This window comes from Variovorax sp. PDC80, from assembly GCF_900115375.1.
Taxonomy (GTDB): Bacteria; Pseudomonadota; Gammaproteobacteria; order Burkholderiales; family Burkholderiaceae_C; genus Variovorax.
Map to the genome: position 1 here is coordinate 155,595 of NZ_FOWG01000006.1, position 21,886 is coordinate 177,480.

Annotated in this window: 20 protein-coding genes; 8 read left to right on the top strand and 12 right to left on the bottom strand. The window is 69.3% G+C overall.

What is annotated here, in order from left to right:
* Window positions 1–5 precede the first annotated feature (5 nt).
* Entirely contained in the window at window positions 6–2,678 is a 2,673-nt protein-coding gene (locus BM109_RS18630) for a fimbria/pilus outer membrane usher protein (protein ID WP_093345382.1), read from the top strand.
* A gap of 631 nt (window positions 2,679–3,309) precedes the next feature.
* Window positions 3,310–3,807: a fimbrial protein gene (locus BM109_RS41805; RefSeq protein ID WP_371268822.1), complete on the top strand. Its 498-nt coding sequence runs from the start codon at window positions 3,310–3,312 to the stop codon at window positions 3,805–3,807.
* A gap of 801 nt (window positions 3,808–4,608) precedes the next feature.
* Here the strand turns inward: BM109_RS41805 and BM109_RS18640 are convergent.
* The 12 genes from BM109_RS18640 to BM109_RS18695 all read right to left on the bottom strand — a co-directional run bounded on the left by BM109_RS18640 (window position 4,609) and on the right by BM109_RS18695 (window position 16,269).
* A complete protein-coding gene (locus tag BM109_RS18640; RefSeq protein ID WP_256222656.1) occupies window positions 4,609–5,280 on the bottom strand; it encodes a DUF2894 domain-containing protein in 672 nt (223 codons plus the stop codon).
* Window positions 5,273–5,947 (bottom strand): OmpA family protein, encoded by a 675-nt coding sequence (locus BM109_RS18645; RefSeq protein ID WP_093345388.1) that lies wholly within the window; start codon window positions 5,945–5,947, stop codon window positions 5,273–5,275. Before BM109_RS18645 ends, BM109_RS18640 begins: the two co-directional genes overlap by 8 nt.
* Window positions 5,947–8,604, bottom strand: coding sequence for a DUF802 domain-containing protein (locus BM109_RS18650; protein ID WP_093345391.1), 2,658 nt, complete (start codon window positions 8,602–8,604; stop codon window positions 5,947–5,949). The genes BM109_RS18645 and BM109_RS18650 overlap by 1 nt, the downstream gene beginning before the upstream one ends.
* A gap of 10 nt (window positions 8,605–8,614) precedes the next feature.
* On the bottom strand, window positions 8,615–9,346 hold the full coding sequence (locus tag BM109_RS18655) for a DUF3348 domain-containing protein (RefSeq protein WP_093345393.1): 732 nt from the start codon (window positions 9,344–9,346) through the stop codon (window positions 8,615–8,617).
* A 167-nt stretch (window positions 9,347–9,513) separates the two neighbouring features.
* Window positions 9,514–10,167 carry an aspartate/glutamate racemase family protein gene (locus BM109_RS18660; RefSeq protein ID WP_093345396.1) on the bottom strand — a complete coding sequence of 218 codons (654 nt, stop codon included), beginning with the start codon at window positions 10,165–10,167 and terminating at the stop codon, window positions 9,514–9,516.
* Window positions 10,164–10,874, bottom strand: coding sequence for a GntR family transcriptional regulator (locus BM109_RS18665; RefSeq protein WP_093345398.1), 711 nt, complete (start codon window positions 10,872–10,874; stop codon window positions 10,164–10,166). The genes BM109_RS18660 and BM109_RS18665 overlap by 4 nt, the downstream gene beginning before the upstream one ends.
* Complete coding sequence (locus BM109_RS18670) at window positions 10,871–11,797, bottom strand: polysaccharide deacetylase family protein (RefSeq protein WP_093345401.1); 927 nt, start codon at window positions 11,795–11,797, stop codon at window positions 10,871–10,873. The genes BM109_RS18665 and BM109_RS18670 overlap by 4 nt, the downstream gene beginning before the upstream one ends.
* 2 nt (window positions 11,798–11,799) lie before the next feature.
* Entirely contained in the window at window positions 11,800–12,594 is a 795-nt protein-coding gene (locus BM109_RS18675) for an ABC transporter permease (RefSeq protein ID WP_093345404.1), read from the bottom strand.
* On the bottom strand, window positions 12,591–13,445 hold the full coding sequence (locus tag BM109_RS18680; RefSeq protein WP_256222657.1) for an ABC transporter permease: 855 nt from the start codon (window positions 13,443–13,445) through the stop codon (window positions 12,591–12,593). Before BM109_RS18680 ends, BM109_RS18675 begins: the two co-directional genes overlap by 4 nt.
* Window positions 13,442–14,533, bottom strand: coding sequence for an ABC transporter ATP-binding protein (locus BM109_RS18685; protein WP_093345406.1), 1,092 nt, complete (start codon window positions 14,531–14,533; stop codon window positions 13,442–13,444). Before BM109_RS18685 ends, BM109_RS18680 begins: the two co-directional genes overlap by 4 nt.
* Window positions 14,534–14,543: 10 nt before the next feature.
* Entirely contained in the window at window positions 14,544–15,584 is a 1,041-nt protein-coding gene (locus BM109_RS18690) for an ABC transporter substrate-binding protein (protein WP_093346136.1), read from the bottom strand.
* A 175-nt stretch (window positions 15,585–15,759) separates the two neighbouring features.
* Window positions 15,760–16,269 (bottom strand): DinB family protein, encoded by a 510-nt coding sequence (locus tag BM109_RS18695; protein ID WP_093345409.1) that lies wholly within the window; start codon window positions 16,267–16,269, stop codon window positions 15,760–15,762.
* 228 nt (window positions 16,270–16,497) lie between these two features.
* Here BM109_RS18695 and BM109_RS18700 point away from each other — a divergent pair, with 228 nt between their 5' ends.
* The 6 genes from BM109_RS18700 (at window position 16,498) to BM109_RS18725 (ending at window position 21,864) form a co-directional block, all read left to right on the top strand.
* Window positions 16,498–17,538, top strand: a complete 1,041-nt coding sequence (locus BM109_RS18700) for a VWA domain-containing protein (RefSeq protein ID WP_093345411.1) — start codon at window positions 16,498–16,500, stop codon at window positions 17,536–17,538.
* 113 nt (window positions 17,539–17,651) lie between these two features.
* A complete protein-coding gene (locus tag BM109_RS18705; protein ID WP_093345414.1) occupies window positions 17,652–18,647 on the top strand; it encodes a LysR substrate-binding domain-containing protein in 996 nt (331 codons plus the stop codon).
* Between the two features lie 18 nt (window positions 18,648–18,665).
* Entirely contained in the window at window positions 18,666–19,382 is a 717-nt protein-coding gene (locus BM109_RS18710) for a helix-turn-helix transcriptional regulator (protein WP_093345416.1), read from the top strand.
* Window positions 19,383–19,398: 16 nt separating this feature from the next.
* The gene (locus BM109_RS18715; RefSeq protein ID WP_093345418.1) at window positions 19,399–19,851 is read left to right on the top strand and encodes a PaaI family thioesterase; all 453 of its coding nucleotides are present in this window, start codon (window positions 19,399–19,401) and stop codon (window positions 19,849–19,851) included.
* Between the two features lie 208 nt (window positions 19,852–20,059).
* Window positions 20,060–20,545 (top strand): thioesterase family protein, encoded by a 486-nt coding sequence (locus BM109_RS18720; RefSeq protein ID WP_256222658.1) that lies wholly within the window; start codon window positions 20,060–20,062, stop codon window positions 20,543–20,545.
* Window positions 20,542–21,864, top strand: a complete 1,323-nt coding sequence (locus BM109_RS18725; RefSeq protein ID WP_093345420.1) for a phenylacetate--CoA ligase family protein — start codon at window positions 20,542–20,544, stop codon at window positions 21,862–21,864. The genes BM109_RS18720 and BM109_RS18725 overlap by 4 nt, the downstream gene beginning before the upstream one ends.
* Window positions 21,865–21,886: the final 22 nt, after the last annotated feature.

A 21,886-nucleotide genomic window follows, 5' to 3' on the forward strand; every position in this document is an offset into this window, starting at 1 on the left:
CGGCCATGGGATACATCTCCTCATTGGGGGCGCCGTTTCGCCTCTCGCTGTGCGCCGCCGCCATCGGTATGCTGGGTACGCCGGCCTTCGCGCAGAAGTCGCCGCCAGAACAGTTGCCCGAGAAGTCTGCCGCCTCGGTCTTCAACGAAGACTTCCTCAACTACGGTGCCACCCAGAAGAGTGCGGACCTGTCGCTCTTCGCCTTCGGCAACCGCGTGCTGCCGGGGCGCTACACCGTCCGCGTATCGCTCAATGAGCGCGATGTCGGAAAGGTCGAGATCCAGTTCGACGACAAGCCAGGGAAAAGCGATGCCGAGCCCTGCCTCACGCGCCACATGCTGGACGACTGGGGCGTCAACGTGCTGGCATTCCCAGCCCTCACGGCCTTGTCGGACGATGCGTGCGTCGCCGACCTGGGCGCTGCCATTCCCGATGCTTCATTCGGCTACGACGGTGTGAAGCTGCTTCTGACCCTGAGCATTCCGCAGGCGGCATTGAAGCGCTCGGCGCGCGGCGCGGTCGACCCCGGCAAATGGGACACGGGCATCACCGCCGGCATGCTCGACTACCAGGTCAACTTCTCGCGCTATGGCGGCGACACCTACAGGCGCTCGTCGGATCCCTTCGCGCAGACGCGAAGCCTGTTCGACAACAACCCTTTCGATCGACCTCCCAACGACCCTCGGCGCGACACGTTGTACGCGGGCCTGCGAGCCGGTTTCAACCACCGCGAATGGCGCTTTCGCCATTTCTCCACCTACAGCCGCGGCACGGATGGGCGTGCTCGCTGGCAGGCCGTCGAGACCTATGCGCAGCGCGACTTTCCAGCGATCAACGGGCGCTTGCTGATCGGCGACGGCAGCACGCCCGGCAACTTCTTCGACAGCCTGCCGTTCCGCGGCGTGCAACTCGCTTCCGATGAAGCGATGCTGCCCGACAGTCAGCAAGGCTACGCGCCCACCATCCGCGGCATCGCGCAGACCAATGCCCGGGTCACGGTGCGGCAGAACGGCTACGTCATCTACAGCACCTTCGTCGCGCCCGGCGCTTTCGTCATCGACGACCTCAATGCCAACGGCTCGGGCAGCGACCTGGAAGTCGTAGTCACCGAAGCCGACGGCCGCGAAAGCCGGTACTTGCAGAGCTTCTCGGCCGTGCCCACGCTGTTGCGCGAAGGCGCCTGGCGCTATTCGGCCACGGTGGGCAAGTACCGGCGTGCGTCCGGGCAGGGCCGTGGCTACAACAGTTGGGGCGGGCTGTCGCAATGGCCGTGGACCCAGTCCCGGCAACCGCTGGCCGAGCCTGCGTTCTTGCAAGGCTCGCTGGCACACGGGCTGGGCGGCGACTACACGCTGTACGGCGGATTGATCGTGTCAGGTCGTTATCAGTCGGTGCTGGCCGGCGTCGGCAAGAATCTTCGAGCTTTCGGCGCCATTTCGGCCGACCTGACGGCCGCGCGCGCCACGGTGCCGATGCCGCTATTGGTCGACAAGAGCTACAACGGCCAGTCCTTGCGCTTTCTCTATTCCAAGGCCTTCGAGGTCGGCACCAATGTTCGCGTGGCTGGCTATCGCTATTCCACCGGTGGCTATCGTACTTTCCAGGAGGCCGCCGACATGCAGGGCCTGCTGCCGCTGGAGCGCCTCAACAACCGGCGCAGCGAGTTGCGGCTGGAGCTCTCGCAGCAGCTGGGCGACAAGTGGGGGTCGGTGTTCGTCTCGGCGCGGCAGCAGAGCTATTGGGGTGCCCGCGACAAGGACCGTGCGGTTCAATTCGGCTGGTCGGGCAGCTACAAGCAGTTCAGGTTGGGTGTGAACTACAACCGCGGCGTCTACCAGGATTCCCGGCGCAGCAGTCAGATCATGTTCACCGTGAACATGCCGCTGGGCGCGTCGGGGCTCAGCGCGCAATACGCGGTCACGCAGGAGCGCAACGGCCGTACCAGCCAGCAGGCCAATGTCTTCGGTTCCGCGCTGGACGATTCGCGTCTCAGCTACAGCGTGACAGCCGGGCATGACGATGGCCAGGGTTCCACCGGCGCCGTCAGTGCCAATTACCTGTCGCCCGTGGGGCGTTTCGATCTGGGCCATTCGCAGGGGGCCGGCTACCGCCAGACCACCGTCGGCATGGCGGGTGGCCTGGTGGTTCATGCGGGTGGTGTCACGCTGTCGCAGACCTTGGGCGAGACGATCGGGCTGGCGCGGCTGCCCAAGGCGCCTGGCGTGGGCTTCGAATCGATGTCAGGCGTGGCGACCGACTGGGCGGGCAACGCGGTCATCCCGAACCTTAACCCCTATCGCATCAACCGGGTGGCCGTGCGCACGCAGGACCTGGGCGACACCTTGGACGTCAAGAACGCTGCGACCGAGATGATTCCCACCCGAGGCGCAGTGGTTCTTGCGGCTTTCGAAACCTCGGTGGGCTACCGGCTGATGTTGACGTTGGCTGATCGCAAGGGCGAGCCACTTCCTTTCGGCGCCAGGATCGAAAGCGACACCGGCGTGGAGATGGGTATTGTGGGATCCGAAGGTCAGGCTTTTGTAACGGGTGCGGGTCAAAGCGGACGCTTCATCGTGCGCTGGGGACAACGGACGGTCGATCAGTGCACGGTGACCTATAGCTTGCCCGAGGCGGAGAGTCCTCCGCCTATCCGCGAAATGACGGCGAGCTGTGAATGACAGAGTGGATCCGCTGCGATGTTGGCTGATGCGTTTCATTCTTCGATGGCTAATCTTCTCTCGCAGCTTATCCGGTCATGGGATTATTTTAAAAATTAGCCTTAATCTACTGATTGGTGGTGTGTAGATGATAAAAAATCGTATTGATGTCCTTGTTTGGGTTGTCTTGTTTAATTGCTTGATCTTGGTTTCTACAGGTGTGAATGCAGCTTGTCCGGCGGTCTTGAATGTCAGGGGCCCTTCATCGATTACCTATGATCCCTCTGGGCCAGATCTATTGTGGGAGGGGAGTGTGAGTGTTTCAGGAGGGACTTTGGTTTGTCCTGCTAACCCGCCAGGTACTTATCCTATTAGTGGTTATATTGCGTATAATGAGCATTATGATGGAATTGGGACTCCTAATGGCAACATCTACGAATCTGGAATTCCAGGAATTGGATATCGACTGTGGCTTGAGGGTTCTACAGTAGCAGTCGCGGGAAGATATTGGCCAACTATTGTGCGGGGTCTGCGTTGGCTCGGAAGTTTTACTATAAACCCGCACACTATGCGTGTTCAACTGATTAGAACAGGACCTATTTCACAGGGGGGATTGTTGTCGGGTGTATTCGGAAAGATTTCTGCAGGTGGTATGACGGATGTGATTTTATATACTTGGTCTCCAGCCATTGTCGTCAAACCCAGCGTCCCAACTTGTGTGGTCATTACGCCATCAGTGAGGGTTCCTTTGGGAAGCGTTCCGCGCGCAGAGTTCGCCGGCCTAAACAGCACTTCGGCCAGCCGGCCGCTCAACATTGGCCTGTCGTGCTCTGGCGGGGACGGTATTAGGGGAGTCAACGTTTATACGACATTGACCGACAATACAAACCCTGGAAATCGGTCAACCTCGCTCACGCTGACAAGCGCCTCTACAGCGAAAGGGGTCGCAATTCAAGTGCTCAAAAATGGGGCGGTACTCGGCTATGGACCGGCTTCGAGTGCCAATGGAAACACGAATCAATGGTTCGCCGGCACGTCTTCCGGGGGAATTCTCAACATTCCCTTGACTGCTCGGTATGTTCAAACTGGGCCGACAGTCACTGCGGGGTCAGCCAACGGTGTGGCGACTTTTACGATGAGCTATAAGTGACGCGATCGACGGGCGATGACGATGTGACTGCGCGAATTCAGTGTTTTCCCCAAAGGTGGTCGTGTCGTTGACAGCTGACTCACTGGCACGGACCAAGAAAGCAGCGGCAACTGCAGCCGCGCCAGCATGTTCGAATCAGGCTTGTTGTTGAGCACTTCGTTGTTGAGATCACCCGATGCGATCCCTGCAGGTTCTCGTCATCGGCTTGAACTGGACGCGGCAGACGCGCTCAATGTCTCCCCGGCTTTCGTGACGAGGTCACTCAGCCAGGCCGTTAGCGACGCCTTGGCCTCCCGGTCCGCTTCGACGATGTGCTTGGCGATTGCCTCGTTGTGCGTGCTTTCCGCACTCATTCCCAGGATCAGTGGAGGCTCGGAACATCGGGGGTGCCCGCCAGTCATCGGCGTAGGTCTGATAACTGGAACCTGGCTGTGATCGTGAGTCCAAGGCCTCTCAATTGCACAATGGTCATGCCATCGCAAACCATTCGATTAGGACATATCCCGAGCACGGCATCCGGCCAATCGATCCACCTCACTGTTGCTCTCGGGAACATCCACAGCCAGTGGCATCTCGATCCAAATGCTCAGTTATGGGCCCGCGTCGAATGCCAACAACAACGCGAGTCAATGGCTTGCGGGCAAGACTGGCAATGAGTCTTCAACATGCCGTTGACGGAGCGCTACGTTCAAAAGGGCGCGACGGTCACTGGGGGTTCGGCCAATGGCCTGAGACAGTCACGATGAACTATCAGTGATTGACCAATGACATTGAGGGCCGAGGCGCGTTGAAAGACCCCGATCAGCTCGCCTTCCCCCGCCCCAACTTCTTCACTCCCTCGGCACGCCCCGCAGCCGCCGAAGCCTGCCCGACCTGCATCTGCTCCACCCACAGCAAGGTGTCCACATAGGTCATGAAGCGATTGAGGTACTCCGGCGAGAGATCGCGCATGAGGATCAGCGCGCGGTGCACGAGGTGGTGCGAATTGAGCGGGCCCGCGTTCTCGGGCATCTTCGCGAGCGACTGCGTGAGCCGGCGATCGGCGCTCAGGCGCGACCAGGTGCCGCGGAAGTAGCGCATGGTCTTGAGCTCGGCGGGCGCGGCAGAGCTCGCCGCGCTGGCGCGAATCGGCACGGCACCACCGCTCGGTGTCGGTGCTTCTTCGGGCAGCGGCGACTGGCGCGCGATGTGTTCGACGAGCTCGGCGAGCGCGCCGCGCGGTAACGGCTGTGCCGCCGCGGCCGGCGTCTGCGGCACCGCCTTCTCGAAGTCCTCGCCATACGCGCTCAGCAACTGCCGCAGCCGCTCGTCGAGCAGCCGCCTGGCCTCGCCGCGCTGCACCGAGGCGCGCTTCGCAAGCGTCTCGATGAAATGCAGCCGCACGGGATCGAAGCGCTCGGCCCCGCGCGCGCGCCAGGCTGCGACGACCGCGAGCGGGTCGTCGTTCGCGTCGATGGGCGCGTCGCTACTCACGGGCCTTCGCTGCAGTGCTGGCGGTGCTCGCCGCATACGACGGCCGCGGCGTCGGCGCCATCTCCACGCGCCGGTTCTTCGCGCGGCCATCGGCATCGGCATTCGAGGCCACGGCCTGTTCGGCGCCGAAGGCCGCGGCGAATACCGCGGACGAGGGCACGCCTTCCTCGATCAGCGTGCGGGTCACGGTCAGCGCGCGCTGGGCCGAGAGTTCCCAGTTGTCGGCGAACAGGCGCGCGCCCTCGCGCATCTGGCGGTTGTCGGTGAAGCCGCTCACCATCAGGATCTCGTCGCGCGAACGCAGGTAGGTGGCCAGCGGCGCCGCGAGGCTGCGCAGCACCTGCCGGCCCTCGGGCTGCAGGTCGGCGGAGTTGAAGGCGAACAGCACGCTGCCGCTGATGCCGATGCGCCCGTTGTTGAGCGTGACGCGGCCCGCGGCCAGCGGCCCGGCCAACGCCTTCTCGAGCGCCTCGCGGCGCTGGGCCTCGGCCTGGCGCTGCTTGACCTCGGATTCGAGCTTGGCCGCGAGGTCGAGCTGCATGCCGATCGCGCAGACCAGGATCAGCACGAAGGCGCCGAGCAGGCCCGACATCAGGTCGCCGAAGACGGCCCAGACCGGCACGCTGGTGTCGAGGCCGGCGTCGTCGATGTCCGCGTCCTGGCGCATCACGCCTCGCTGGCCACGGCGGCGGGCTGCCGGCTGGCGATCTGCTGCAGGTCTTCCACGATCTGCTTCTGCGACATGATGCTGAGGTCGATGACCTCGCGCGCCTGCGCCACGTAGTAGGCCAGCTGTTCGTCGCTGCGCGCCATCGACTTGCCGAGCGCGCCTTCCACGCGCTGCAGGTGCGCCACCAGCTTGTCGTTCGATTCGCCGAAGCGCTGCACCGCGAAGCCGAAGGTCTCGCCGAGACTCGCGACCTCGACCGCGCTGCCCGTGACCTGCGCGGCCACCTCGGCCATCTTGCCGGTCTGCGTTTCCACCTGTTCGGCGAAGCGGCTGCCCGCGCGTTCCATCGCCTCGGCCGAGGCCGCCACCAGCGCGTCGACCGCGCTGCGCTGCTCGGTCGACGCATGGTTGACCGCGTCGAGCAGCGTGCCCAGCGTCTCGAGCAGGCGGTTGCGTTCCTCGAGCATCGCGTTGTCGCGCGCCATGCTGTCCGATAGCTTCTGGCGCAGTTCCGACACCACCTCGGCGGCGGCGCGCGGCGCTTCGGCGGCGGCCTGCAGCAACTGCGCGATCTCGGTGACGGTGCGCTTGGCATGCGCCTCGTTCTGCGACGACATTTCGCCGGCGGTCTTCGTCAGCGCATCGAGCAGCTGGCGCTGCTGGTCGGCGCTGTGCGCACCGGCCTGCTGCCATTCCTGGCGCAGCGCGCCGGCCATTGCTTCGAGCGAGCCGGTCCAGGCGGCGAGGCGTTGCTCGTCGCGCGAGGCGAGGTCGGCTTGCGTCTCGAGCAGCTTCTGTTGATGGTTCAGTGCATGGGCGCCGGCCTGTTGCCATTCACGCTGCAGCGAAGTGGCCATGGCTTCGAGCGAACCGGTCCAGGCGGCGAGGCGCTGTTCGTCGCGCGACGAGAGGTCGGCCTGCGTCTCGAGCAGCTTCTGTTGATGGTTGAGTGCATGGGCGCCGGCCTGTTGCCATTCCTGCCGCAGCGACGCAGCCATGGCCTCGAGCGAACCCGTGAAGGCCGCGAGGCGCTCTTCGTCGCGCGCGGCGAGGTCGGCTTGCGTTTCGAGCAGCTTCTGCTGATGGCCCAGCACATGGCTGCCCGCCTGTTGCCATTCCTGTTGCAGCGATGCGGCCATCGCCGCGAGCGAGCGGGTCCATGCCGACAGCCGTTCCTCGTCGCGCGACGAGAGATCGGCCTGGGTGTCGAGCAGCTTCTGCTGGTGGATCAGCGCCTGCGCGCCGGCCTGCTGCCATTCCTTCTGCAGGGCCGCGCCCATTGAGGTCAGCGATTCGGTCCAGGCCGCGAGGCGCTGTTCGTCGCGCGCGGCCAGCGCGGCCTGCAGCTCGCCCTGCGCGTCGCCCACGGTGCGCAGCAGCGAGGCCGCATGCGCCTCGAAAGCCGTGGCGGCGGCCGACAGCGCCTGCTGCGCGTCGCCCGAGAGTCTGTCGCTCGTCTCCTGATGCCGCGCAAGCGCCTGTTGCCAGGTGTCGGACACCTTGCCGACCGTGGTCTCGAGTCGCGTCGACACGCCATCGACCAGCGCGGTCGAGCGCTGCTCGAAGCTCTGCGCGAAGCCTTCGAGCGAACCGCGCAGGTCGCTCGACAGCGCCTCGCTGGTGCGCTGGTGCGCGGCGAGCGCGCCCTGCCAGGTGTCGGCCACGCGGCCGGTGCTGGCCTCGAAGCGCGACGACAGGCCTTCGAGCTGCTGCTGCACCGTCTGCGCGATGCTGCCGTGCAGCGAGGCGGTCTCGCGCGCGATGCCGGCCATGGTGGCCTCGACCACCGGCTGGATCGCGGCGCCGGCCACGCGGGCGCTCTCGATCAGGCTGTGCTTGAGCGACTGGTCGACCGAGCTCGCGAGGCCGGCGTAGACCGCCTCGGCCTTGCCGTGGAACTCGGTCTGGTTGCCGATCAGGCGCTCGCTGAGCACCTGGGTCTGGCGCTCCATCGCGCCCATCATGGCCTGCAGCTGGCCGACCAGCTCGGGCATCAGGTCGGCCTGGCGCTGCAGCAGCTTGAAGGATTCGTCGCGCCGGTGCGCCTGCGAGTGCACGCGCAGGGTGCTCGCGATCTTCGCGTCGAGCGCCTGCGAGGCCTGCAGCCGTTCGCGCCGGCACAGCGCCGACACCAGGCCCAGCGCCGCCGAGGCGGCCACGCCGGCCACCGAGGTGCCGAAGGCGAGGCCGAGGCCGCGCACCGGGGCGGAGAGCGATTCGCGGATCGCTTCGAGGTCGGTCGCGCCCTGCAGCGCCGCGCCGGTGCCGTTGAGCGTGACCACCATGCCGAGGAAGGTGCCGAGCATGCCCAGCAGCACCAGCAGGCCCGCGAGGTAGGGCGCCAGCGCCGGCCCGGGCAGGCCCACGCGTTCGCCCTCGACGCGCAGGCGCACGGCGTTGCGCAGCGAGGGATGCAGCGAGGCAAGCCAGTCGCCGAGGCTGGCCGGGGGCTCGGACAGCGCGTTCGTCGCCTGCACCAGCGAGCCCGTGGCCTGCTGGAAGCGGTGCAGCTCGAGCCCGCCCATCAGGTAGAACGCGGCCACGAGCCCGGTGACGGCCAGCGCCAGCGTGTTCGTGCCAATGTAGCCGGCGCCGACCCAGCCGACGACGGCCAGGCCCGCGACGAACACGGCGTGATGGAGAAATCGGGTCATGTGTATCCAGTCAGCCCTTGTGACCGGTGCGCAGGGCTTCGAGCAGCCCGTCGACCGGTTGAAATCGAAAGTCCAGTTCGGCCTGCAGCACGTCCTGGATGTCCTTGCGGAAGACCGCGAGCCAGTCGGCATGGCCGCTGGCGCCGGGGTCTTCCCCCGTCGTTTCCTCGCTCTGGCGGGCCTTGCGCAGCCGCGCGAAGCGCTTCTCGAGCGCCGCCGGCACGCTCGCCAGCAGGCTGCGTTCGCGCGCGCCCAGCACCTGTTCCATCACCACGTCGACGGCGGCGAGCCGCGCCATGTCGTGCGAACCGGCGGCGAGCCGCGCGCGCAGCCGGCCGCGCAGCGGGCCGATGGCCGTCTCCATCGCCTGCTGCCGCGCGAGGTAGCGCTGGCGCATCGGCGCGAAGTCGGGCGGCGTCTCGACGTCGGCGGTTGCCGCGGCCGGGCGTGCCTTGGCGGGCGCGAAGCTGCCGTCCTCGGCGATCGCCTGGGCCAGCGCGGCGCGCACGCGCGCGCATTCGCTTTCATCGGCGCGCACCGAACCCCGCGGGGCCGGCGGCAGGCTGGCCGGCGTGCCGTTGAGGGCGGCCGACAGCGAGATCGCGTCGGTCCAGCCGAACCATAGGCTCAGCCGGTCCGCCGAAGCCTGTTCGGATTCGCGGATGTCGCCATCGGTCAGTCGGGAAAGCAAGCGGACGAGCGCCGAGCCGTTGAAACCAGTGCGCTGTGGAACGTGCGCCATGCCAGAGTCGGAAAAACCCGGCAGTCTACACCGCCGACCCTCGGGGGAATCCCGGGGCCGGGGCCGCTGGCAGTGGCGCGGACGGCGTTTCGCCAGGGGCGACGCGGGCCGCCGAGGCGGCGGAAATTTTGTATCGAAATCCAACCTGCCCGTGCCGGGCCCGGCGCTCAGGCCGGGGGCTTGGGCAGCGCGTGTGCGAGCAAGGCCACGGCCGCCTCGATCGGCCGGTCCACCGCCAGGCCCTCGGCCCAATCGAAGCGCAGCCCTTCGAAGGCCGCGCCGCCGGGCACCAGTCGCCGCGCACCCGCCGCGCGCGCGCGGGCCGACAGCGCGCGCACCTGCGCACGGAAGCGCTCGGGATCGGCGCGCAGCGCCGCACCGTCGCCATCAAGCGCGAACACGCCCGCCAGCAGGTGCGACGCGCCGCCGGCCACCACGCAGTCGGTGAGGATCGGCACCCAGGCCGCGCCCGCCGTGAGGATCGCGAAGCGTTCGCCGCGTTGCCGCGCGGCCAGGACGGCGGCCTCCGCCAGGCCGGTCACGGGCACGCCGGCGCGCTCGCGCAGCACCGCCAGCCCGGGGTCGCCGAAGCAGGCCAGCAGGATGGCGTCGGCGCGCGGCGCCTCGGCCAGCAGCGCCGGCATCGCGGCCGCGGCCGCGTCGTAGCTAGGCCGGTCCCTGATCACCGGCGGCCCGGCGGAGGCGGTCCAGCCGATGGCCTTCAGGCCCGGCGGCAGCAGCGCGCGAGCGGCCGAGACCACGGCTTCGGTCATCGCCTGGCTGGTGTTCGGGTTGAGCACCAGCAGCGTGGCGTCGCTCATCGGCCTTCGTCCGTGGACTGCGCGGCGCGCTGGCCCGCCCACATGCGCAACAGCACGCCCACCACGTCCTGCGAGGGCGCGGCCGCGCCGGGGCGCAGCCGGGTCTCGACCAGCGACAGGTGCGAGCGCATCGCGCGCGCGGCACCACCGCCGTCGCCCTTGAGCAGCGAGGTGAAGATGTCGCGGTGCTCGTCGCAGGCGCATTGCGCCGAATGCGGCGCCTCGTACATCGCCACCAGCATCGAGGTCCGGCTCACCAGCTCCTGCATCTGCTGCAGGATGAAGGTGTTGCCCGTGGCCTCTGCCAGGATCATGTGGAAGTCGGCCGACAGCCGCACCGAGGTGGCGCGGTCGCCCTCGGCCAGCGCGGCCTGCTCGCGCTCCATGTGCTCGTCGAGGCGGCGCAGCGCCTCGGCGCCCGCGTTCTGCGCCAGGTGGGCGACGATGCCGCCCTCGAGAATGCGGCGCGCGTCGTAGATCGAGCGCGCCTGCTCGAGCGAGGGCGCGGCCACGAAGGCGCCGCGGTTCGGGATCATCTCGATCAGCCGGTTGGTGCCCAGCCGCAGCAAGATCTTGCGGATGCGCTCGCGGCTCACGCCGAAGACCTCGGCCAGCGCGGTCTCGCGCAGCGGCGCGCCGGGCGCCAGCGCGCCGGCCAGCAGCGCGCGCGAGAGCGTGTCGTAGACCGCGTCCTCGCGTTCCTTCATGCGGCCGTGCCCTCGTCGGTGTGCGCCAGCCAGTGGCGGGCGATGCGTTCGCGGCTGGTCACCCAGGCGCCGCCCTTGTCGTGGAGGTGGCGCAGGATGCGCTCGAGCGCGCCGATGCGCCCGGGCCGGCCGATCATGCGCAGGTGCAGGCCCACCGACAGCATGCGCGGCGCATGCCCGCCCTCGCGCCACAGCCAGTCGTAGGCGGCACAGACGTAGTCGGCGAAGGCGTCGCCGGTATCGAAGCGCTGGGTGTTCTGGAACTGCATGTCGTTGGTGTCGAAAGCATAGGGCAGCACGAGGTGCGGCCGGCCGTCGACCGCCACGCGATAGGGCGTGTCGTCGTTGTAGGCGTCGCTGTCGTAGAGGAAGCCGCGCTCCACCAGCAGGCGGCGCGTGTGCGGGCTCGGGTTGGAGCGCGTGTGCCAGCCCACGGGGCGGCGCCCGGTGGCGGCCTCGATCGCGGTGCAGCAGCGGTCGATGGCCAGTCGCTCCTCGTCGAGCGTGAGGTCGATGCCGCGCTCCCAGCGCCAGCCGTGCGCCGAGACCTCGTGGCCGGCCTGCGCCGCATGCCGCGCCAGCCATGGCGAGCGCTCCACCGCGCGGCCGCAGGCGCTGAGCGTGAAGTGCCCGCCATGCCGCTCGAACAGGTCGGCGATGCGCCAGTAGGCCACGCGCGTGCCGTACTCGAAGTGGCTGTCGATGCAGCGGTCGGGCACCGGCTGGCCGTCGATCACCTCGTAGATGGCCTCGTTGCGGCTGTCGCCGTCGGTCATCGAGAACTCCGCGCCCTCCTCGAAGTTGACGACGAAGGAGACGGCCACGCGCGCCGCCTCGGGCCAGCGCACGGCGGGCAGGTCGCGGCCGTAGCCGATGAAGTCGCGGGTGGAGGCGGTGGTGTGGGAAGCAGTCGGATCGGCCATGGTCAGAACTGGGCCAGCCGGCGCAGGCCGACCAGCCTTTCGGCGATGAAGAGCACCACGGCGGCCAGCAGGATCAGGCAGGCCGAGATGGCGGCGATGGTGGGGTCGGGTGACTCCTCCAGGTAGTGCAGGATCTCGATCGGCAGCGTCTTGCTGCGCGCGTCGGTCAGGAAGATCGAGATCGGGTAGTTGTCCATCGAGGCGAGGAAGGCGAACAGCCCCGAGGTCAGGAAGGCCGGTGCCAGCGCCGGCACCATCACCTGCAGCAGCGCGCGCGGGCGCGACAGCCCCAAGGTCTGCGCCGCCTCGAGCAGCCGGGTGTCGAACAGTGCCAGGCTCGCATGCACCGTGCGCGTGACGTAGGGCAGGGTGATCACCACGTGCCCGATCAGCAGGCTCCAGAACACGTTGGCGAGCCCGACCGCGCGGAAGGCCTGCAGCAGCGCCACGCCGATCACCAGCCCCGGCATCATCAGCGGCGAGACCAGGAAGGCCAGCAGCGCCTCGCGGCCGCGGAAGCGTCCCTGCTCGATCGCGATCGCGCACAGCGTGCCGAGCACCAGCGCCGCGAGCGTCGCGCCCGCGGCCACCGCGGCCGACAGCAGCACGGTGTCGGCCAGCCCCTCCTTGGCCAGCATCGCGCGGTACCAGCGCAGCGACCACTGGCCCTCGGGCAGGTTGAACACCGGCGAGGGGCTGAACGAGACCAGCACCACCACCACCAGCGGCGCCAGCATGAAGACCGCGGTCGCCGCCATCAGCAGCCCGCCCGCGAGGCGGTTCCAGCGTGTGCTCATGCCGTGGCTCCCCGCGCCTGCAGCCGGCGCGTGAGCAGCGTGCTGCCCACCACCACCGCAACCGCGATGGCCAGCAGGATCACCGCCAGCGTCGAGCCCGACTGCCGGTCGCGCATGAACAGGTAGGCGCGCGCCAGCAGCGCGGGCAGCGTCTGGTAGCGGTCGCCCACCAGCAGCGCGGGGATCACGTACATCGACACCGCCATCGAGAACACGAAGGCCGAGCCCGCGACCACGCCCGGCAGCGACAGCGGCCAGGTCACGCGCACGAAGGCATGCAGCGGCTTCGCGCCGAGCGTGGCAGCGGCCTCGGCCAGGCGCGAGTCGATCTGGCGCGCCACCGTGAACACCGGCAGCACCATGAAGGGCAGGAACACGTGCACCGCGGCGATCACCAGCCCGCGCTCGTTGAACAGCAGCCGTGCCGGCTCGTCGACCAGCCCCAGGCCCAGCAGCACCTGGTTGACCAGGCCGTTGCTGCGCAGCAGGATGGTCCAGGCGAAGCTCTTGACCACCACGCCCACCGACAGCGGCAGGATCAGCGCCAGGAACATCAGCCCCTGCACCGGCAGCGAGGCGCGCGCCATGGCGAAGCCCACCGGGTAGCCGATCAGCAGGCACAGCAGCGTGACGAGCAGCGCGATCTTCAGCGTGTTCCAGACCACGACGGCGCTGAAGGGATCGGTCGCGAAGCGCGCGTAGCCCGCGAGCGAGAAGCCGCCCTGTTCGCCCTGGAAGCTGGTGGCCAGCAGCGCGGCCAGCGGCAGCACGAACAACAGCACGAGGTAGCCCGCGCCCGGCACGGCGAGCCAGCCCGGCGATCCTTCGGCGCGGCGCATGGCGCGGCTCATGGCGCCGCCTCGGCCGCGAACAGCAGCGTGTCGGCCACCGGCCATTGCACCGACAGCGTCTCGCCGGGGCGCGGCGCCAGGTCGTCGTGCGCCGGGAATTCCGCGAGCAGCGTCGCGCCGCCGCCCGGTGCGTTGAAGTAGACCAGCCGGTTGGCGCCGCGGTAGACGGTCTGGCTCACCACCAGCGACAGCCGGTTCATGCCCGCGGCCGCGGGCTGCGGATCGCGCGAGGCGCGCAGCCGCTCGGGGCGCACGCCCACCAGCACCTCGTGGCGCAGGCCGCCCGCGCCGACGTCGCGCGCGCGCTCGGCGGGCACCTCGATCTCGCCGCAGGCGGTGCGCACGCGCGCGCCGTCGAGCGTGCCGCGCCATTGCGAGGACAGGCCCACGAAGTTGAGCGCGAACTCGGTGCGCGGCTGGCCGTAGATGTGTTCGGGCACGTCGAGCTGCTCGATCGCGCCGCGGTTCATCACCGCGATGCGGTCGGACATCACCAGCGCCTCTTCCTGGTCGTGCGTGACGAAGATCGCCGTCATGCCCGCGTCGCGCAGGATCTGGCGCAGCTCGACCTGCATGGTCTCGCGCAGCTTGCGGTCGAGCGCCGACAGCGGCTCGTCGAGCAGGATCAGCCGCGGTCGCGTGGCGATCGCGCGCGCCACCGCCACGCGCTGCTGCTGGCCGCCCGACAGCGCCGAGATCGGCCGGTCCGCGAGCGCCGCGAGCCGCACCGAGCGCAGCGCCGCGTCCACCGCCTGCGCGAGCTCGGCGCGCGGCGTGCCGCGGGCCTTCAGGCCGAAGGCGATGTTCTCGCTGACCGTGAGGTGCGGGAACAGCGCATAGCTCTGGAACACCACGCCGATGTTTCGCTGGTGCGCGGGCAGCGCGGTCACGTCGCTGCCGCCCACGCGCACCGTGCCGGCGTCGCACGCCGCGAGCCCGGCGACGATGCGCAGCAGCGTGGTCTTGCCGCAGCCCGAGGGGCCGAGCAGCGACACGAATTCGCCGGAACCCACCTGCAGGTCCAGCCCGTCCACGACCGTCTGCGCGCCGTAGCGCTTGACGATCCCGCTCAGTTCGAGAGTGCTCATGCGACGCGCCTCACAGCGCCATCTCGCGGTCCCAGCGCTCGACCCAGGTCTTGCGGTTCTCGGCGATGTAGGCCCAGTCGGGAATGAACACCTCGCCCTTGGGCAGGCCGGCCGGCGCGGCCACGCCGGTGTTGGTGGGCATCGCGAGCGAGATCTCGGCGATCTGCTGCTGCCAGGCGCCGAGCATCGCCTCGACGAAGGCATTGGCGAGGTCGGCCTGCGGCCCGCCCCGGACCTTGGCGATGCCGGTCGGCATGGCCATGCCGCCTTCCTTCGGCAGCACGAAGTCGATCGGCGCGCCCTTGGCCTTGCGGTCGAAGGCGTTGAATCCGATCATGCCCGCGATGGCCGTGGCCTCGCCCTGCTCGAGCAGGTTCAGCGCCTGCGGCAGCTGGGTGTAGACGGTCAGCAGGTTGGGCTTGAGCGCCTTGAGCTTGCGGAACGCCGCCTCGGGCTGGTACTGCGCATCCTTCATCGGCTTGCCGGTCTCGAGCGCGGCCGCCACCAGGAACATCGACAGGCCCTCGGTGTTCTGCAGCGAGGGGATCACGACCTTGCCCTTGTTGGCCGGCTCCCACAGCGCCGCGTACGAGGGCAGTTGTTTGAGCTTGCCCGTGTTGACCGCCACGCCGGTGGTCGACTGCATGTAGTTGGCCCACATGCCGTCCATGTGGACCGTGCCGGGCTTGAGCTTCGCGAGGCTGGGGATGTCCTTGGCGGTGAGCGGCTCCAGCACGCCTTCCTTGACGGCCGGGATCATCACCGGATCGTCCATCAGCACCACCGACATGTACTGGCGGCCCTTGTTGTTGACCATCTTCTCGAGGTTCACGAGCGAGCGCGTGCCCTCGAAGATCACCTTGCAGCCGGTCTGCTTCTCGAACACCGGGATCAGCGGATCGAGGAAGGCCTTGTGGCTGCCCGCGCCGCCGACCACGAGTTCGCGGCCCTTGCCCTGGGCGCGCACCCAGGCCGGCGCGGCCAGCGTGGAAGCGGCGAGGAGTCCCTGCCCGAAGGCGCGGCGCGAGAGGCCGGATGCTGAGCGATTCATCTGCATGTCCTTGGGGGGCGATGCCCCAAATGGGTGGATGGAAGGCCGTGGCAGCCGCCAATCAGCCCAACAATTGTGCGCTCTTCAAAAGAAATTGTGCACAATCCATGCAGGAGGCCAAATCCGTGCCAACCCGCAGGCGCGGGGTGCCACGAAGAGAAAACCGGGAGGGGCGCTACGCGCGCAGCCGGCGCGCCGGTTCGGCCTCGTGCAGGTAGGCCGTGAAGGTGTCGCGCGGCGACGAGCCCGTGTGGCGCGTGAGGATCTGCCCGACCTCGCCGCGGTGGTAGCCGCCATGGGCGATCACGTGGCCCAGCATCTCCTCGCGCGACATGCGGCCGGCCGAGCCGTCGGTGAAGTCGAAGGCGAGCGGGGCCGCCAGGTCGTCGTCGCCGATCGCCTGCACGTGCGCGACGAACCAGCGGTCGTTGTCGCGCACCGCCTGCAGCAGGTGCCCGGGCGCGAGCCGCTGGGGCGAATGGGTGCCGGTGTAGGCATGGGGCCGGCCCTCGAGGTGGGCCCTGAAGATGCCGTCGACCGCATGGGCATGGTCGAGCGTGGCCCAGGCCGCCTCGAGGTCGTCCTCGGGCAGCGTGCCCCGCGCGGCCAGCAGGCCGGCGAACAGGCTCTCGTCGGCCCAGGCCTTGTAGCGGAACATCGAGGTCAGCAGCGTGCGTGCGCTCATCGGGGGTCTCCTGGCGAAGCGCCGCGGCGCGGCGCGCTTCGGGGCACGATGATCCCCGGCGTCCATGGCGCGGTCCAATGAAATGCAACCGGCCCACTGATAAGAGCCCCGCATCAATGCAGGGCCTGGCCGGGCGGCCGATTGCGCGGGCGCGGCTTCATGGGCACGATGCTTGCGGATGCGCCGGCGTACGGCCGATCCGCATCCTCCACCTCCAAGGCAGCGCCGATGTCCTTCCTGTGGCCCGGTTACCTCTGGTTCCTGCTGGCGCTCGCGCCGCTGCCGCTGGCCTATGCCTGGCTGCTGCGGCGCCGCGGCCGGCTGGCCCAGCGCTATGGTCGGTTGCAGACCGAGGGCGCCGCGTCGCTGCGGCGCGGCTGGCGCCGGCACCTGCCGCCCGCGCTGTTCCTGCTGGCCTGCGCCGGCCTGCTGTTCGCCGCGGCGCGGCCGGTGGCGCGCGTGCCGCTTCCCTGGGCGCGCACCTCGATCATGCTGGCGATGGACGTCTCGCTGAGCATGCGCGTGAACGACGTCAAGCCGACCCGGCTCGAGGCCGCGCAGGCGGCGGCCAAGTCCTTCCTGCGCGAGCTGCCGCGGCGCATCGAGGTCGGCCTCGTCACCTTCGCCGGCAGCAGCCAGGTCGCGCAGCGCGCCACGCTCGACCGCGACGCGCTCGCGGCCAGCATCGATGCTTTCCAGATGCAGATGGGCACCGCGGTCGGCGACGCGATCGTGCTGTGCCTGGCCGAGCTGTTCCCGCAGGACAACATCAGCCTCGGCGAGATGACCTTCGGCGGCAATGCGCCGCGCGGGCGCAGCCTGGACGACAAGGCGAAGCCGCCGCCGCGCCAGATCACGCCGGTGGCGCCCGGCTCCTACGACGCCGCTGCGATCATCCTGCTGAGCGACGGCCGCCGCACCACCGGCATCGACACGCTCGAGGCCGCGAAGATGGCGGCCGACCGCGGCGTGCGCGTCTACGTGATCGGCATGGGCACGCTCGACGGCGACATCGCCGCGCCCGACGGCATGGCGATCTACATGAAGCTCGACGAGCCCACCTTGCGCGAGGTGGCGCGCATGACCGGCGGCGAGTACCACCACGCCGGCACCGCCGAGGCGCTGCACGGCGTCTACGAGAAGCTCGGCTCGCGCGTGCAGGTGCAGCCGCGCGAGAACGAGCTCTCGGGCCTGCTGGCGTTGCTGTCGGCGCTGTTTGCGATCACAGGCGCGGGGTTGTCGGTGCTGTGGTTCGGGCGCATCGTCTGAGCCGCGGTTTGCCGCTCTCGCGCGGCGGCGCCACAATCGTGGCTGTACCCGTTGGCTCGCCGTCGATCCGTTCGACCGCCGGCCACGGTGTCGCATCCACCGGCCGATCCTCCATGCAGCATTCCCCGTTCCTCCTGCGCACGCGCCCCATCGGCGCTGGCAACCTGCGTGCCTTCGAGGTCGTGGCGCGGCACCTGAACTTCCGCGCCGCGGCCGAGGAGATGTCGCTCACGCAGCCTGCCGTGAGCCGCCAGATCCAGGCGCTCGAGGAGGAGGTGGGCGTGCGGCTGTTCCTGCGCCACACGCGCGCGGTCGAGCTCACGAGCGCGGGTGCCTTGCTGCTGCTGTCGGTGCAGCAGGCGCTGCCGCGCATCGACGCCACCATCCGCCAGATCCGCCAGAGCGCGTCGCGCAAGAGCGTGGGGCTGACCACCTTCGCCTCGTTCGCCTCGATGTGGCTGATCCCGCGCCTGGAGGCCTTCCAGCGCGACCATCCCGACATCGACATCCGCATCGATGCCTCCGACGCGGTGATCGACCTCGAGGTCAGCGACATCGACCTCGCGCTGCGCTACGGCCGCGCCGAGCACATGCCCGAGGGCGCGGTGCGGCTGTTCGGCGAGCACCTCACGCCGGTGGCCAGCCCCTGGCTCATCAAGAGCAGCCCGCCGATCGAGAAGCCCGAGGACCTCGCGCGCTTCACGCTGATCGAGGTCGGCGATGCGCACCCCAGCTATGTCGAGTGGCTGGTCTGGCGCCGCTGGTTCGAATCGAACGGCCTGGCCCGGATCCAGCCGCGCCGCTGGCTCTACTTCAACTACGACTACCAGATGGCGCAGGCCGCGCTGACCGGCCAGGGCGTGGTGCTGGCGCGCAGCCCGCTGATCGCCGAGAGCCTGGCCAACGGCGACCTGGTCGAGGTGCTGCCGCGCCAGCGCATGGATTCGCCGATGGCCTACTGGCTCGTGAGCGGCCCGCGCAGCGCCGGCCGGCCCGAGCTCCAGGCCTTCGGCGCATGGCTGCAGCAGCAGGCGGTGCTCACGCGCGCGGCGATCGGCGATGCGGTCGACGACGAGGTGCCGGTGGCACGGCGCCAGAGTGCCGCATGAACGCCGCATGAGCGCCGAGTGAGCGGCGGGCGCGGCAACAGCGTCTACGTCGAGCTGGCGCCGCTCGCGGCGCACCGCGCGCTGCTCGACCACCTGTTCATCCTCGTCGACGACGGTACCTTGACCGCGCCGGGCCGGCATCGCTTCGCCACGCCGTTCTCCGAGATCCGCTACCTGCGGCGGCCGGACGACGATCCGCCATGGCAGGCCTCGTGGTCGCGGCCCGTGGCCGCCGCGCGGCCCCGGCAACGCGCGCTCGCGGGCATGGTGGTCGGCTTTCGCGCGCATGCGCAGCCATCGCCCGGCGCGTTGCCGGAGCTCGGGCCGATCGGCATCGAGGGATCGCTCGATGCGGTGGTCCATGCGCTCGATGCGCTCGCGGCCGACCTGTGCCCACGTCTCGGCGGAGCACCGGCGATGGCTGCGGTGTCGCAACGCACGCTGCGGCGCCGCTTCGACGCCAGTGTCGGCCTGGGCCCGAAGGCCTGGCAGGCGCTGCACCGCTTTCGCGGCGCGCTGCTCGATCTCGCGCGCTCGCCGGCCAGCCTCGCCGACACCGCGCAGGCGCGCGGCTATGCCGACCAGTCGCACATGTCGGCCGACTTCCAGCGCTGCGCCGGCACCTCGCCCGGTCGCTTCGCCGCGCGCTCGCGCGCCGAGGCCGGCGGCGATGTTGGCCGATTCTTCCAAGACCCGGCGCTGCGGCAGCGGGTACACACCCTGGTTTCCACGTGATGAACGGAGCGATTCCATGGTGCGAGAGACGATCGACCCGGCCGATGCGCAACGGGTGAGGGCCAGCTTCGAGCGGCAGAACGCGATGCGCGAGCTCGGCATCGAACTGGTCGAGGTGCGGCCCGGCGAGGTCGAGCTGGCGATGCCGGCCTCCGAACGGCTGACCCAGCAGCACGGCTTCCTGCATGCCGGCATCGTCGCCACCGGGCTCGACAGCGCCTGCGGCTACGCGGCCTTCTCGCTGATGCCGCCCGAGGCGGCCGTGCTTACGGTCGAGTTCAAGATCAACCTGCTGGCTCCGGCGGCCGGCGAGCGCTTCGTGTTCCGTGCCGGCGTGACCAAGGCGGGCCGCACGATCAGCGTGAGCGACGGCCGTGCCTATGCGCTGCGCGAGGGGAAGGAGTCGCTGATCGCGACCATGACGGCCACGCTGATGGCGGTGGTGGGGCGCGAGGACATCCGGCACTGACGGGCTTCCGCGGCCGTCGCGGCCGCCACCGTGGCGGGTGGGTCGAATGCTGCCGACCGTTCAGAAGCTGAACGTTCAGGAGTTGTTCGGTGGCCGCGCGCTGATCGCCTGAAGGGCGCCAAAAGGCCCTGAAAAGCCTCGAAACCGCCGCTTTCGGCACGCAAAGCACGAGGTATTGCGTTGGCACGGCGCTTGCCATGTCGTGTGCATGACCTCTACCACAGCCACCCCCGAAACACCCGGCGCGCATGGCGCCGATCCCGACGGCCGGCCCGCGCTTCGCGAGGGCACGACCGGCAGCGCCACGCTCGTCGTCGCGCCGAAGCACCTGGCCAGCGCCTTCGCCGAAGAAAGCGGCGAGGCCTATCCGCAGGTGCTCGCCACGCCGGCCCTGGTCGGCCTGCTCGAGCGTGCCTGCGCGGCGATCCTCGTGCCCGCCCTGCGCGCGGGAGAGATGTCGGTCGGCCACCGGGTCCAGCTCGTGCACGGCGCGCCCACGGTGCCCGGCCAGGTGGTTCGCGCGAAGGCGACCTTGCTGCGCCGCGAGAAGCGCCTCTACGTGTTCGAGGTCGAGGCGCGCGACGACGCGGGCGTCGTGGCCACGGGCGAGCATTCGCGCGCGATCGTGCCGGCCGCCGCGGTGGAGGCCACGGCGCTGCGCCGCGCGAACGACGCCGTGGAGGCTGCGCGATGAGCACCGCCGCGATGCTGCATCCCGAGGTCGAGACGCTCGCGCCCGCGACCCTGCGCTCGCTGCAGGAAGCGCGCTGGACCGAGCAGTGGCGCTACGTGCGCACCAGCTCGGTCTTCTACCGGCGCAAGCTGTCGGGCTGGCTCGACCGCGCGCTCACGCTCGACGAGTTGCAGGAGCTGCCGCTGACCGAGAAGGACGAGCTGCGCCTGAGCCAGGAGGCCGACTACCCGTTCGGCGACTACGTGGCCTGCGCCGAGAAGCGCGTGGTGCGGCTGCACCGCACCTCGGGCACCACGGGCCGGCCGCTGATCCTCGCCAATTCGCGCCGCGACGCCGAGATCGTGGCCGAGGTCGGCGGGCGCTCGATGTGGGCCTCGGGCCTGCGGCCCAGCGACCGCGTGGTGCATTGCCTCAACTACTGCATGTGGACCGGCGGCTTCACCGACCACACCACGCTCGAGGCGGCCGGTGCCACCGTGCTGCCCTTCGGCGTGGGCAACACGCGGCAGTTGATCGATGCCATCCTCGACCTGAGGATCACGGCGATCTCGTGCACGCCGTCCTATCCGGCGCTGCTCGAGAGCGTGCTGCGCCAGCACTATCCAGGGCTGCAGCCGGCCGACCTGGGGTTGAAGCTGGGCCTGTTCGGCGGCGAGGCGGGGCTCGACAACGCCGAGTTCCGCGCGCAGATGGAGGCGCGCTGGGGCTTCAAGGTGCGCAATGCGAACTTCGGCCTGTCGGAGGTGATGAGCATCCTCGGCGGCCAGACCGACTGGACCACCGACCTGCTGTTCCATGCCGGCGACGTGGTGTTCGCCGAGATCCTCGATCCCGCCACCCTGCAGCGGCTGCCGATCCGCGAAGGCACTGTCGGCGAGCTGGTCTGCACCCACCTGCGCAAGGAGTGCCAGCCGCTGGTGCGCTACCGCACGCGCGACGTGGTGACGGTGACCGGCACCGAGCCCGGTCCCGACGGCCGCACTGCCTGGCGCTTCCGCGTCAGCGGGCGCACCGACGACATGTTCAACGTGCGCGGCATCAACGTGTTCCCGAGCGCGGTGCGCGCGGCGATCGAATCGCTGCCCGCGCTGAGCTCGGGGCACTTTCGCATCGTGCTGCGCGGGCCCGGCCCCTACGACCGCGTCGAGCTGCGCGCCGAAGCGGCCGCGGGGCTCGCGCCGGCCGACTGGGAAGCGGCCGCGCGCCGGCTGGAGATCGCGGTGCGCGAGCGCGCGGGCGCCAGTGCGCTGGTGGAGATGGTGCCGTTCGAGTTCTACGAACGCACCGACGGCAAGACCCAGTGGGTCGAGAAGCACTGAAGACCGGCCCGAGACCAACGAA